Annotated in this window: 4 protein-coding genes and 2 pseudogenes; 5 read left to right on the top strand and 1 reads right to left on the bottom strand. The window is 47.5% G+C overall.

All coding sequences use genetic code 11. The features are described from left to right. The first annotated feature begins 103 nt into the window (after window positions 1-103). From LEP1GSC047_RS00455 to LEP1GSC047_RS00435, 5 genes and pseudogenes are all read left to right on the top strand, one after another. A complete protein-coding gene (locus LEP1GSC047_RS00455; RefSeq protein ID WP_010417767.1) occupies window positions 104-2,902 on the top strand; it encodes an Lcl domain-containing protein in 2,799 nt (932 codons plus the stop codon). Then, entirely contained in the window at window positions 2,899-3,495 is a 597-nt protein-coding gene (locus LEP1GSC047_RS00450; RefSeq protein ID WP_010417769.1) for an Lcl C-terminal domain-containing protein, read from the top strand. Before LEP1GSC047_RS00455 ends, LEP1GSC047_RS00450 begins: the two co-directional genes overlap by 4 nt. Window positions 3,496-3,648: 153 nt before the next feature. Then, window positions 3,649-12,168: a TIGR04388 family protein gene (locus LEP1GSC047_RS00445; RefSeq protein ID WP_020988022.1), complete on the top strand. Its 8,520-nt coding sequence runs from the start codon at window positions 3,649-3,651 to the stop codon at window positions 12,166-12,168. Between the two features lie 8 nt (window positions 12,169-12,176). Continuing rightward, on the top strand, window positions 12,177-13,034 hold the full coding sequence (locus tag LEP1GSC047_RS00440) for a hypothetical protein (RefSeq protein WP_010413672.1): 858 nt from the start codon (window positions 12,177-12,179) through the stop codon (window positions 13,032-13,034). 221 nt (window positions 13,035-13,255) lie between these two features. Continuing rightward, window positions 13,256-14,461 (top strand): annotated as a pseudogene (locus LEP1GSC047_RS00435) (IS256 family transposase). A 58-nt stretch (window positions 14,462-14,519) separates the two neighbouring features. On the opposite strand, the pseudogene LEP1GSC047_RS00425 reads toward LEP1GSC047_RS00435, so the two are convergent. After that, window positions 14,520-14,922, bottom strand: a pseudogene (locus LEP1GSC047_RS00425) (transposase); the annotation flags it as partial.

Here is a 14,922-nt window from a genome sequence, read left to right as displayed (position 1 = left end):
AGTTGCAAATTTTTGTTTTCCCTTCAGGATCTGTTTTTATCAAATTGTTTCTTTTCCATTCTTGTCTTTGTCATTCTTGGAAACGGATCGTTTGGCTGGTATTATGTTGGAACGCACTCTAAAAGGCTACTTTTTGTCTTGCTGGGGTCTTTGGACCGTTTTGTTGGCTAGCTTTTTGGCTGTTGGGTGCGGGCCTACGAAGGGTCAGGATTATTCCATCTTGTCGGCTCTGGAGCAGATGTTCCTGGGGAGTTCGTCCTCCGGTTCTTCCGGAGGGGTTTTGAACCTTCCTTTGTTCGGGAAGAGCCAGTTTTTGCCCGGGCAGTCCGTGAATTTGAACGGGAGTTCGGCCGCTATCGTGTCGGCCATCGTGGTGGATCCGAGCGGGAACGGTACTGCGGTGGGGTTGTCGACTCAAGGTAACGGAATCCCGAATCTGCTGTTTTTGTACCAGGCTAACTCGGTAAATCCGTATGCGGTGGATGTAAACGGGGACGGGGTTCCGGATTATTATTTGTGTTATCATTCGGACGGTTCCGTCACGTTGACAACCGGGATGAACTGTTCCGGTAATCCGGTTACGATCTATCCGAACCAGGGGTTTGATTCGACCGGGAACGGTGTGGTGGATAACCCGATCATCGCCCGACTTTTGACGGATACGATTCCGCCTAGCAGCAGTATTTCCCCCACTCCGGGCACCTACGGTGGGGTTCAGACGGTGACGATCGTATGCGCGGATAACGTGGCTCCGGGGAATTTGGCCTATACTTCCGACGGTACTTCTCCCACGTATTCACCGGTCAACGGGACGATTACGAATCCCCCCAAGACGAAGACGAACATCGGCGGTAACGGGGACGGTTCGTATACGATCAAGTATCGTTGCAGGGATATGGCCGGGAATTTGGAAGGGGTGAATACCGCTTCGTATCAAGTGAATCATAACGTTCCGAACGTGACGATTGTATCTCCGGTGAGTTCCTTTTACATCAGTGTGAACGCAGGCGCCATTAACACGGCCAGTTATGTTTGGAAATCGAGCCAAACGGGTAGCTATTCTATCCGTCAGAATGCGACCGGTTGCTCGGACGGGACGGTGATCGAGAGCGGGATCGCGAGTGCCAACCAGAATAATACTTCCTTTCTTTCCGCGAGTCAATTGAGCGCGGGTTCCAATTCGATTTATATCTGTGTGAGCTCGGGTTTTACCGGCCAGAATTCGTTTGCAATCACCCGGGACGATATCGCTCCCACGATTACGGCCAGTCCCGGTGCCGGGGGTTACGGGTACGACGGCGTGTCTCCGATTAACGTTCAGTTGAACTATGCTGATAATAGCGGGATTGCGAGCGGGTACGTGGTGGCGTATACGATGGACGGCAGCAATCCCGGGATCAATTCCTTGACGGGAGCCATTTCCAACGGTCTGTCCTATCCTCCGGCGAACGCGAGCGCTATCGCACTGACTAGCAATACGACTTTGAATTTTGTGGCCCGGGATCCGGCCGGAAATCTTTCCAGCGTGGGGACTGCGGTTTATGTAATCGATTCCTCTCGGCCGAATATTCAGGTCAACGGTTTTACTCCTGCGAATAAGGTTTTGAATGCCACGAGCAATCTGGGTATTAATTGGCAATTTACCGGGAACGGGGCCTCGTATAAGGTTTTGTTAGGCGGGAATCAATGTACGGCGAGTACGACGACCACGACGGTCAACGGAAACCAAGTCAGTAAGACGACCTATGCGGGACCGAGCGGGATTAAGTACACGAATTCCGTGGATTGCGAATGCAATAACGGGTCGGCGCCGAGCGGGACGAGTTCCTTCGTTTCGGGTAACGTAGTCACTTCTGCTCCGACGGGTTCGGATATTCTGGTCGGCACTCCGGTGAATACGACCCTAGCGAATCTGAATTTTACCGCGGGTAAGAATACCGTGATCATCTGTGTTGCGAACCAGAAGAACCAACCGGAATACGGTATGCAGACGGGTAGCCAGAGCATCCCGGTTTGGAAGGATACCATGGCTCCGAAATTGATCTCGGCGACTCCGAGCGGGGGTAGTACGGGAGTGAATCCGAATTCCGCGCAATTGACCCTGGTCTTTAGCGAGCCCTTGGATCCGGCTCACTTGCCGAACTTGACGGTGCAGGTGTTTCAACTTTCGAGCTGGGTGAATTTGGATCTAACCAACGTCAAGTACCAGTTTTTGGGGAGCTCCAATCAACCAGATACGCTAGTGATCCAATTTCCTTGGATTTTCTTTCCCGAAAACGCCCTGATTCAATGGTCGATTGCGTCGGGTAGCATCGTGGATGCGGCGGGCCTGGGGTTGGCGAGTACGATTACCCAGAGTTTCTTGACCACGACGTTTGAGACGGCCAACGGTTTTGCGTTTCCGGTCCTGAAAACGGGTGCGGGCGATGATACCAACGTTACGACTTCCGTTGCCCAAAATCTTACCACGACACCGCCTAACGGATTGTGGACGAACCAATTTTCCGGGACCGACACGGTGGTCTTTGATTCGAATACGCTTCTTGTTTGGAAGCAGACGGACGAGGGTGTGAGCAAGGATTATATCTCTGCGTTGAACCAATGCTCTAGTCTGAATTTGACGCATAGCGGCTTGGGGTACGCTTCCTTGACCAATTGGAGGCTGCCGAGCGTGCAGGAATTGGCTTCGATTTCCATTTATAGCAGTGCCATTCCTTCCATCGCTTCGCCTTCTTTTTCGGGGACATCGGCCTCTCCATATTGGAGTTCCACCCTGTTTGCCCCTACGGTTACGAATGCCTGGTATGTGGATTTTCAATATCCGGATATCTATTTTGATGCGATCGGCGCGAGTCATATGGTTCGTTGTGTTTCGGGAATTCCGGGGGCCGGGGTTCCATGATCGGGGTCGGTGGAAGCGGTAGGATGTTTATGGTTTACTCAGGTATACGTTCCGTTTTGCGATTCAGTTTTTGGTTGTTCGTTTTGGGTCTTTTTTGGGGGTTTCTTCCGATCGTATCGGCTCCGACAGCCCGGTTTACGGTGAATGCGAACGACCCCAGCGTCATCAACGATGGCATTACGAAATTGTATTGGCAGAGATGCATTTATCCGTATGCGTATTCTTCCACGGCGACTCCGGCGGGCTGCCAAAAGAAAACCGCCTTTCCCGGCGGGGTGACCATGTCGTTTGGGAATGCCTCCAATTATTGTTCTAATTATAATTCCGGTAGCGTTACTTGGAGACTGCCTAGTATCCAGGAATTGAAGTCCATCGTGGACCGGTCCCAGTTTGCTCCTGCGTTGAACTCGATCTTTGATCCGGGGCAGGCGTCTTCCGGGAACGGGGTTCCGGATTTTTTTTGGACAACGACCAAGTATGCGCAGAATACGGGGAATATCTGGACCGTGAATTTTTACTACGGTTATAGTTATTTTACGGCGGGTGCCGGAAATTCCTATTATCTTCGGTGTGTGTCGAGTACGTCTCCGTAGCAGAGGACAGAAGACAGAGGACTGAGGACAGAACATTGGTGAGCGAAGCTTCCAAGTTCTGGAGAAAGATTCTTATGGTAACAGTGGATTTTTCTGTGCAGAGGTCAGAACATTGATAAGCGAAGCTTACCGGTTTGTAGAGGATAGAAGAGAATGAATTCAAGATCGAAAGTTTTGCAAAATATTCCGTTTTGGAGAAAGATTCCTGTGTTACAGTGGATTTTTTCTCTTCCTCCGCTGCCTTTCCCGCATCGCGCAGCGTCTGTCTTCTGCAATGAGCGGAGTTTCCAAGTTCTGGAGAAAGATTCTTATGGTAACAGTGGTTTTTCCTCCGTCCTCTATTATTTTTCCAATATCGCGCAGCTACTGTCCTTTGTCTTCCGTCCTCTGACTCTCTCAGTCCTTTGCCTTTTGTCCTCCGTCAGCGTTTATTCCCAGCCCGTGACGGCTCCTCAGCTGAACCCTCAGGCGTATAATTGGCAGCAATGGCAGTCCCAGTTGCAGGCTACGTATTCCGTCGCGAATCATACGCATGATACCGCCAATTGGGATGCGATCGTTTTGCAGAGCTACGGTGTTTTGCAATCGGAGTGGCAGGCTCAGGCACAGGCTCAGATTTCCAGTATCGTGAGCGGGATTCACACTCAGGACGGGTTTCAGAGCGTTCAGGATTATAAGAATTATATTTACGATACTCTGGAAAGCCAGGCGGCTGGTCTTTTGACCCAATGGCAGAGAGACGCGGAATTATCCATCCAACTACAACGGGACGCGTATATCGATGCGTACTATGGCGGGAATTTGGCCACGGTTACCAATTTGAAGGGTCAATTCGATACGGAGTTCCAGGCTTTGATCAAGGGAGGGAGTCCGAATTTGTCGGGGGTTCAGGGTGTGGACACCAGCCTATTAGGTACATCCCAGCAGTCCTTGCGTCAGTTGGAACAGCAGTGGTACAGCCAATTTAATACCAATATCCAAAATGGACTTTGGAATTACGAGCAGGCTCTGCAAAGCCTGACCAAGAGCTACCAGAGTTTACTGGCCCAGATCAACCAGACGGAATCCCAGTACCAAGCCTATATGCAGCAAATCCAATCCTATGAATTCGGGGTCAAGGATCAGATCAACCAAACGATTGCAGGGTACCAGCAGTTTTTGAACGGGAACGATCTGTTTTGGAATACCGTAACCCCGTTAAAAGATACGAGTACCGGGACTGCGATAGCGGCGAGCTGTCCTCCCGGAGACGTATGTTCCAGCAATTATTATGATACGACGGCGAGCCAGTTCGTGACCAGTTGCCCCTCCGGAGATTCCTGCATACAATTATTGTATGACACGACTACGTCCAGCTACGTGAACCCGAGTTGTCCTGCCAGCGCTGCCTCGGGCTGCACTTCCCTGACCTCCATACATACCTCCTTGAACGCGGACGGGAAGGCCTTCCAAACACTGATCAATAACATAGAAACGGCGATCACCCAAGGAAAAACGGGACTTGCCATATTCGATCAGAGCACGTCCCAGATGCTATCCTACCCCCAGAGTTGCCTAAACACAGGGGCTGTCTGCCAACAGGGTTGGTATGATAGCACTCAACAGAAATTCTTGACCACTACAAACTGCCCCAGCGGAGACACCTGCTATAACGCCATCGTGGACGCCACGAATACCAGTGCTTTAACGGGACAGTATTACTCCAATGCCTGCCCGAGTGGGGATCTAAATTGCGTAGCCTGTCCCGCGACCGGAGCCACCGCGGATACCTGCCAGATCCAAACCATGGAAATATCCCTAGTGTACGCCGCGAACGCGATCTCCGGCTTTTTGGCCCAGGAGATCCAGAATGCCCAGGGACAGGTGGCTCTGTACCAGGCCGGAGGAAGCACGAACGTAGACATCCAAAACGGATCCTATATGCCCACCCCGGCGAATCCGTTTACACAATCTTCGAATCTTGTGTATATAACTAGACAAGATTTTCTAAATGGAAATGCGGCCAGCACCGGGGCGGTCGGTCTGGCTTGGAATATCGTGGAGTATATCAATGGGCAGGAATCCAGGGCCACGTTTATGAATTATTTGACGAACGCTTACTCCGCAAGCCTGTCGGCTGGGGGAAGTGCTGCTTGTCCAAATGAAAGTGCTAGCTATTATGGCAATCATACTTTCCATTCAAACGACACTAACCCCGCTTGCTTGGCGCAATATCTAAGTGGTTTCGGACCTGGGTCTTTAGTGACTGGTATTATTTCTTCTGACCTTACTGCCTTTCGAGATATCAACTATTGGGGGAATACGACTGCTGGAACCAACAACTGGGGATCCGACCCAGCGTACTGCCATGACTGGCTGGGGTGCTACGGGAATATCTTTAACGGAACACCCGCGATTGTCGGAGCCAACCAAACGTATACGAGTAACCATACAATTGCTGGGGCACCAGGGACCAATTTTTACGATTACCAGGAGAATGAGTCTGGGTGTTGGGGCTGGCCGCCTGTATGTGCAGTGGCTCTCGTCCAATGGAGTGAGGATGCAATCGCACTCAACCTAAGCTATACCGTCTCCAATTTTAATTCGGGAGCCAATGCAACAACCTGGCAGAACTTGGCGACCCAGTTGCAAAGCTTTCAGTACAACTGGAACCAGAACGTACTGCCGAGCATCACGAACTGGACGGCGCAGGTAAGTACCTTCGATGCACAGTATGCGGCATGGCATTTGCGGGAGCAGACTCTTTTGAGCCAAGCGCAGAGCGATTATTCGACAGGATTGCAGAGCCTGCAGACGAGCGAGACGACTTGGTTAAGCCAAATGAATCAATTGCAAACGAAGGCAAATACGGATTTTGCCTCTGCGAATAATAAACTGAAGAGCAGCCAGAACCAGGCGGATGCACAATTGCTGGCCCAGGAATTGCTTGGGACCTTGAATTTTAACTCGGGGACGAATCTCTCGTCGACTCCTAGTGTGAGCGCAGGCTTGTTCAGCAATGTAACGAGCCAATTGTCATTGGTAAATCCGCAATCCCAATACAACGCACTGAATTTTGGACTACTCAGTTCCTTTTCGACTTCGTTTAACCAAGCGATTAACGGGGTCTCGAATCTGACCCTATTGTCCTCCACGAATAACGCGCTACTGAACGATCGCATGAACTACATGCAACAGATGGCAACTAGCCTTTCCCATGAAAGAACGTTTACCCAGAATGGACAGGACCAACTGCTAAGAGATAGCGGGAACCTTTCTACGAAGAAGGGAGACGATGGAAAGATATATATCGTGAACCAGGACGGGAATTACGTGAATTACTGCGATCCTGCCACGAGCAAATGCGGAAACGAGACCATCGATCAGTTTTTGACAAGCAAATGCGGAGCGGATCTCACGGCCGGGGCGTGTAACGGATATACTACATTAAAATATTCAAATGTGCATGTGGATTCCGGGGGAAATATCCAACTGGACGAGGCGATCTACACGGGAGATGCAATCGGACAGGGAGATAACGCGGCTAATTATAATTTTACACAAAGGACCCAACATATCACGATAGGACCGTCTCCCGCATTCCTACTCGGCCACGGAGGAGGAGTCGGGAATATCTTCGATAATAATCCGGACCACCATGAAGGAGACAAGATCTCTGAGATCATAGGAGCTAGCTTTGCGGGAGTAAATAACTTCTTTGCGAACGGAAATTATTCGAACTCGACACTATTTAAACTAGCAAGCTACGATGCTCTCAACAGTGCCAATGAGACGAAGGCGTCCATGAGTGCGACCGAGCAGGCGAGAACAGCAGGAATGGTAGCGGACTTTATAGAGAACGTATTCTTGGGAGGGATGAGCACTCAGCAATGGGTTGCCCACGAGACCCATAACCTGGTCCAGAATGCGTATACAACGTTTTTAGTAAATACATTCCATTTGTCACCGGAGGCGGCGTCATTCTTAGCGGGAGCGTATCTGGATCACGAGGCGTATAAGACAGCGGAGCATAATATGCGGGCGCTCACGGAAGTGAGAAATGTATTCCAAGCATTTGGACCGATGGATTCTATCGCAGGTGATTTGATCTATAAAATCGGGGGAGGACTGTTCCACGCACAGGATATGGCAGCCATCAGCCAGTGGAGAGATGATAAGACGGCCGTATACGGACTCATCATGACCGAATACGGAAAGTCTCAGAACTGGCCGCCGGATACAATCCAACTAGCGTCCCAATTGATGACGGATTACGTGAGACAGAACGAGGCTAAGAACGAGCTCGGGATGAGGGGACAGATGCTTTCGATCGGGAGATTGGAAGGGTCGGTGAGAATGATGGAAGCGTCTCTCGAAGGCCCGCTTGCAGAAGCAGTTGGTTTTGTAGCGGACGTGGCTGCAAGAATATTACAAAACGCGCATGTGATCTCCAAGAGAGAGGAAAAGACATTCGATAAGGACATGAGAGGAGTGATCAACTCACTGAAGCTTGTGGACGAAAAGAATGCGATCACGCAGTGGCATAACGACCAGATCCAGGCGGCCCAATACGCAACGGCACAATTAGGGAAAGCGAACGGCTGGTCGGCGGACGAAATCAGTAAGATGCAACAAGTGGTCGGGTCTTACATGAAACATAAGGAAGCGGAGAGAGAGTTCGGAGAGACATCCGGAATGTTTTCTCTCGGCCGAATCGAAGGCCAACTGAAATTAGCCATGTCGAATACCCATGGCCCGATGGCAGAGATCTTAGGAGCGGTTGCGAAAGTAGGGTTAGAGGGAGCTAGAGATCTCCACTTAATCACAGGAGCGGATTATAAACAGATCGAAGGGAATGTCCGCAAGGATGTGAATGCCTTTAAACTGAAGGATTATAAGGACGCAGAGAAGAGTTGGCAACAGGAGAGAGTGGAGTTAGCGAAGACGTCTGTTGAGATCTACGGAGATAAGGCGGGTTGGGATCCTGCATATACGCAGCAGATGGAGCAGATCGTAGGAGATTACCTGACTCGGCAGGAAGCCAAGGCAGAACTACGAAGATTGCAGACGACCGAGTTTGCACTGCCCGGAGTGGGTGGACTTTTGTATTTGGATCATGTGCTGTTTAAAGGCGGAATCGAATCAATCGTGATGAAGGTGGCCCGAGGTGTAGTGGTTACGCTTGCGGATATAGGGAAAGGATTCGGAATCTTTAGTAAATCGGATACTAAGAGCATTTATCATCAATCGAAGGATTGGTCGGATAGCGTGACAGGAGCAGCCTTACAGGCGAAATCCGAGACAGGCATGATCAACAAGTCGTTTATCAAACAAAAGGAAAGAGAGCTCGTCTTTGATTATATAGCGAAGAGTATAGATCCGAACGGAAGCGATCAGGAAGTCCAGAACTTTGCCTCACTCCTCCGGTCGTATATGGACAAGAGAGAGGCTAGGAAGCAAGCGAGACAAGAGAGAGTGAACGAAGCCGAGCAGGCAGTAGAGCTTGTCGCGTCGGCAGTGATCAGCTTTTGCACGGCAGGAGCGGCCTCCGAAAGTTTAGTGGCAACCATTGGTGCGATAGCGAATGACATAAAGAATGTGGTGACCCTATCAACGGAAGCGATGAATACGCTGAGAGTAGTCAGAGCAGTAGCAGCGATCGTTGATATAGCAACCCAAACTGTGATTGGAGGAGAGCAGGGAGGAACAAACGGAGCCATCGCCGGGTTTGTGAACGGAATCTTGTCAACAGCTACCATCGCGAGTAAAACCCCGATCACCGGATTTGTATCTTGGAATACACACCAAAATGCAGACATCCTAATGGGCGAGGATGGAAAGGCAGGCGGATGGGGAGGCGGAGTCGGTTATTCTAAAGGTGATGTTAGCTTAGGAGTCAGTTTTGCACCCGGAAGCGGTGTAGACGTCAATGTAAATTATAACGGCGAATACGTACCAAAAGGGTCCTTCCTCGGAATCGATTATAGTACAGGAAGCGGAAATTATACGGTAAACGGGGGATACGATTTCAATCCGAACGGCAACCATCATCTTGGAGTTTCCCTCTCTGCGAGTAGGGACGGATCCTCGAATGCCGGAGTGTTTTATAACTACGGACGTAACGATCAGGAAACGAGGATCGGTCCGAATGGGGAGAAAACGCAAGTCCCGAGTCGCTGGAATGGAGTGATGAACGGCGGAGCCTCTCTTACGTATTCAAACAACGGCAGCTTTAATCTAAGCGGACAATACAGAGGAGCGACCGTTGCCTCGGTCGACTTTGATCCGAATACACATAAATTCGGATCAGTCCACGGGAATGCGAATTTCCAAACGGAGCTTAATAATAACGTAATCCAAGAACACGCGGGAGAACTCCATGCGGAAGGAGTGAACCATAACGCAGAGGTAGTCGGACATGTGCTATCCGAGAACGGTCAGATCAAGGAATCTACAGTGAGGGAGATGATCGCTCAAGGAAGAGGGAATGAAGTCCTTGCGATGTATCAGAACTATAAAGATAAGACGATCGAAAAGTTGGGTCAGAAGTCTTGGGAATCTACGTTTGAGAACACAGCCGCTGCATTGAAAGATAAGTATGATCTTGATATAAGCCTGAAAAAGGGAGCCTCTTCAGAGGGAGTCCTAGAAAATGTGTTGACCCGTTTGAAATCGGACGTATTGCTCTCGTTTGGAGTATCGGATACGGGTGGTATACGAAGTGACGGAAATAAGAAGTTTGAATTCGACTCCTGTTTTGTAGCCGGTACCCTAGTCAGAACAAAAGAGGGCTTTAAACCAATCGAGAAGATCCGAGTGGGAGAATACGTATTATCCCATAATGAGAATACGGGTAAGCTATCCTTTGAGAAGGTCACGGAAACCTTCATCCATGACGTGCCTCTAATCCATAAGATCACATACACCAACGGAACTACAGTAGAAACGACCTGGAATCACCCCTTCTATGTGAAGGGACAAGGCTGGACTCAAGTGAAGGACCTCCAACCTGCCAACCGGTCCGTGACACTGGCAAGTATCCAGAATACGGCGATTCTATCTGAGATGAATGCAAGACAGATTCCGATCGGAGCATCGTTAACCTCAGTAAGCAATGCAACAAACCATGCACCTAACTGGTCGGAAACGTATACGGGCACATTAGGAATCCGTAAGATAGAAGAGATCCGCAGGCAAGATCGTGTTTATAACCTCGAGGTGGAAGGCAACCACAGTTATTTTATAACGAAGGCTGGGGTGCTGGTTCATAACTACACCCAGCAGATCCAGGACATCTTGGACGGCAAAGGAATCTTGACCGAAGACAATACAAAGCTGCTGGGTGGTATAGTCGGGTATGATAAAGCAGGAAGCCCCAAGTATGAGAAATCAAACGCTTCAGTAAGTGATAAGCTGCGAGCCTTGGGTAAAATCGATGGATTTAATTACGGTGGCGGTAGGTGGGAACGGACTGAAACAGGCAAAGACTACGTAACGTTTAGCACGAAGTCGAACATGTATGGAAATCCCGAAACGTTAACCTTCCATAAGAAAGGCGGTGAGATTCAGATCGTTCAGAGCCAGTACCACAATGGACGTTGGATCGACACCCCGAGCTCGAATCTAGAAATTTTAAAACAATCCGTAGTCAGCTTTAAAACAGATGACAAGTCAGCCTTACAGTATACAACGAACGTATTGGGTGAGCGCGCAAGTAAGGGAAGCAAGTATGATGACGGTAAACCCAAGGTCGAATTAGTAAAAGACCCAACAACGGGTGCGAATAAGATTTCTGAGACGGCAACCGGTCGTAAATCGGTAGAAATTCAAATCCCAACAAATAATCCTAATGAACCTTTGAAAGGTAAGTTATTGTTGGGCGATACGGCTAGGACGCAAAGAGAGACCCGCGGTGATTATTCGGCGAATGGAAAGAGAAATATAATTTATGAATATGATTTGAATAATCGAAACCAAAGAAGGGCCTATGAATCTGATTTGGAACAAGGCCCTGGAGTTAATCACAATTTAAAATCCGGAGATATATGTAATATTGGGGCGACCTCTACAAATCCGAGATTCAGTGATCGACCGTTAGGCGAACTTGCGAAGGAAATTGGAGAGAAAGCCGCGAATAAATTAGGCTTACGACCTTCAGGTATCAATGCGGAAGCTGCGGATGTGCTTCTTAAGGATTATGGACTAGCTGTAAAAGATCGAGATATTTTTAAATATGAAAATAGATCTACGGAGTCTAAACAAAATCAATTTTATGAATGGGCGAAGAGTCAAATTAAGCAGGGTAAAACCGTTAATGTAGCCGGTGAATTTGATGCGGGGTACAGGCGGAATCCAATTAAGCATTGGGTCGAGATTGTAGGGTATGTTGATGGTCCTAATGGCAGCATTGGCGGTTTTCTTGTAAACGACTCTTGGGGAGATGCTACTAAACATTATTCCGAAAGTAACGGAGGTCAAGACGGTAGATTAGCATATTATCCGGCAAATGATCCAAGGGTCGCTAATTTATCACCGAACGGAGGCGCTTACTCTATTACTAACGATGACGGGAAAGAAGAGAGTCCGCAGCGAGGCGGGGATCGGTTTAGAGGAGGAAGAGGAGGTTTCCTTAAAGGAATTCAGAGTGGCATATCTAACGTTTGGGGTTGGATAACCGGGAATAAAAAAAGGTAATTAGTAAGATGAAAAAGAACAGTATTTACTTTTTTGCCACGATCCTTTTAATTTTTTCGGTGCTTTCTCCTGTAGATAGCCAAATGCATATCTCTCCAGGACCTGATTGCATTACTTCAAAAGATAATGAGGGGCTACGAAAGTTGTCCACAATGAAACAGGAAGATATCCTGGAAGGTGATTTCAAGTTCCAACATCCGGATGGCATATTGAAATACGGCCGTTGGGTAGATGGTTTAGGGCTTGCCACCTCACATTTAAGACCTAAGGGTAAGGCTCTTTCGGATTTTATGAAATCTAAACCGTCTGGTCAGAATGAAACTAAAATGCAAGAATGGACCAGGAAGTCTTGCGAATACAATGCCTACGACGGATTATACGAGCAACATAACAAGACGTATTGTACGGATAAAAATCGAGGGGTTGGAGAAATAATTTTATCATATATCGTTATTAAAGACTCAATGGGAAAGATAAATTACTTATATATTTTACCAGGTAAACAAACGAGTAAAAAGGATTATTTCAGTTATAGTCGCCCTAAAGACGTTACCATCTACTATCTCGTTCCCCTACGGTATGGGACTTCTTTAGATGTAGACATGGGCTTTACCGATCCAGGGTTATATCAAAAACAAAAAGTAACTCTGAAAGATGAGGTCGGGTACCAGAAGATTAATATCCAAAACTTCGATCAAATGTATGGCGATATATATGAAACTTCCTCAGGCTCGAAAGTCGTTTATATTATGATAGGGATTGAAATCAACAGTATCTACGATGGCTCGATTCACAAAGATATCACTTGCATCGGAGATATTGGTAATGATAATAAGGATTCGGTTTTCCAGTATTTACCTAAGTAACATAACGGTAAGCGCCTAATCAAGCACACCTTTCGCGAATCTTAAAATCCTGCTAAGCTATTTTTAATGAAAAGAACAAATGTAGATTGGCAGCAAGAGTTTGAGGAATTTTCAAAAAGGATAACGTTCTAAATATTTCGCACATTTATAGATAAAAAGAAAGGCTCTCCTAACCGATTGAGATTGTAAGCAAACAAATTTCAAGAAGAGGAGAACCCCCCATGAGGGCAGAAGAAGATAAAAGCCACCTGAAAGTAATCCAAGTGGATGAGACCCAACTCAAGAAGGACTTGAGTGAACTCGTAAGAGGTTCAGTCGAAGAAACGCTGAATGCTCTTTTAGATGAGGAGGCAGATAAACTCTGCCAAGCCTCGAAGTATGAAAGAAATCCAGATCGAGTAGATACCCGGGCCGGATCTTATAATAGAAACTTCGAAACAAAAGCCGGAAAAGTAAAGTTAAAAGTTCCTAAACTTAGAACAATTCCGTTCGAGTCTGCGATCATCGAAAGATACAAACGTCGAGAGAGTTCTGTAGAAGAAGCTCTTATGGAAATGTATTTAGCCGGAGTATCAGTCCGGAGGGTCGAGGATATCACGGAGACGCTCTGGGGAACGAAAGTTTCTCCTTCAACGATTAGCAAATTAAATCAGAAAGTCTTTGTTCAGATCGACGAATGGAGAAGCCGTCAACTTACCGATGAATATCCTTACGTTTATTTGGATGGCCTCTATCTCAAGAAATCCTGGGGTGGTGAAGTCCGCAACGTAGCGATTCTGGTAGCCATAGGAGTCAATTCAGAAGGCTACAGAGAGGTTTTAGGCTCGATGGAAGGAGCGAGAGAAGACAAGGAAAGTTGGCAAGCTTTCTTAAAGCACCTGAAGGATAGAGGGCTCAAAGGAGTGAATTTAATGATCTCTGATAAGTGTCTAGGTTTAGTGGAATCGATCCCTTACTTCTTCCTGAATCCAAGTGGCAAAGATGTATCGTTCATTTCTACAGGAATGTATTCGGCAAAGCTCCAAGAGGTTCTTTCAAAGTTATATCTCAAATGCTGAAAGCAATCCATGCTCAAGAGAACAAAGATGAGTCTTTAGAAGAAAGCCAAATTCGTCGTAGAACGACTAACGGAAATGAAATTAAAAGAAGCGGCTAAGGTAGTTTCTGATGGAATTGAGGAAACTTTAGCCTATATGGACTTTCCTTCCGAGCATTGGAGAAAGATACGAACGAATAATCCTTTAGAGCGGATCATCAAAGAGATCAAGAGAAGAACGAAAGTTGTAGGAGCTTTTCCGGATGGTAAGTCCGCTCTCATGTTAGCTACTGCAAGGTTAAGGCATGTTGCCTCTACTAAGTGGGGAACTAAAAAGTATGTTGACATGGAGAAGTTAAAAGAGTTAAAAATTTCAAAGCTCACGGCTTGACGGTATTCAGAGCCTTGCTTAAAATTTAAATTGTGCGAAACTTTAAGGACACTATCGGTCGTTTCCTTGGATTCGGTGGTCGTTTCGGAATATATTTAGAGACGGTGCGTTCAGAGATATCATACCCTAATTTATGAAGTAGTCCATGAAGTTTCGTAGCTCCCCAAATATAGTTTTCTTTAGCGACTTTTCTGATCAGTTTAATCGTATTCCAAGGAATATTGGGCCTTCCGGGTTTCTTTCTTTTAGAGAGCATGGCCCAAAAGATTTTGAACTTTTCTTTCCGCCACTTAAGAACGGTTTCCGGCGAAACGATGATCATTAAATCCTGCCAATTTTTTAAGGACGTAGGAAAGTAACACGATTTTGATTCTTTCGAAGGGTCTTGTATGAAATTGTTTTGTTCTCCGTTTGTATGCCGTCAGCTGGGATTTAAGTAAGAGAACTTGCAGTTCATTCCG

Source organism: Leptospira inadai serovar Lyme str. 10, assembly GCF_000243675.2.
GTDB lineage: Bacteria > Spirochaetota > Leptospiria > Leptospirales > Leptospiraceae > Leptospira_B > Leptospira_B inadai.
This window is presented reverse-complemented; position numbering and strand designations above follow the sequence as displayed.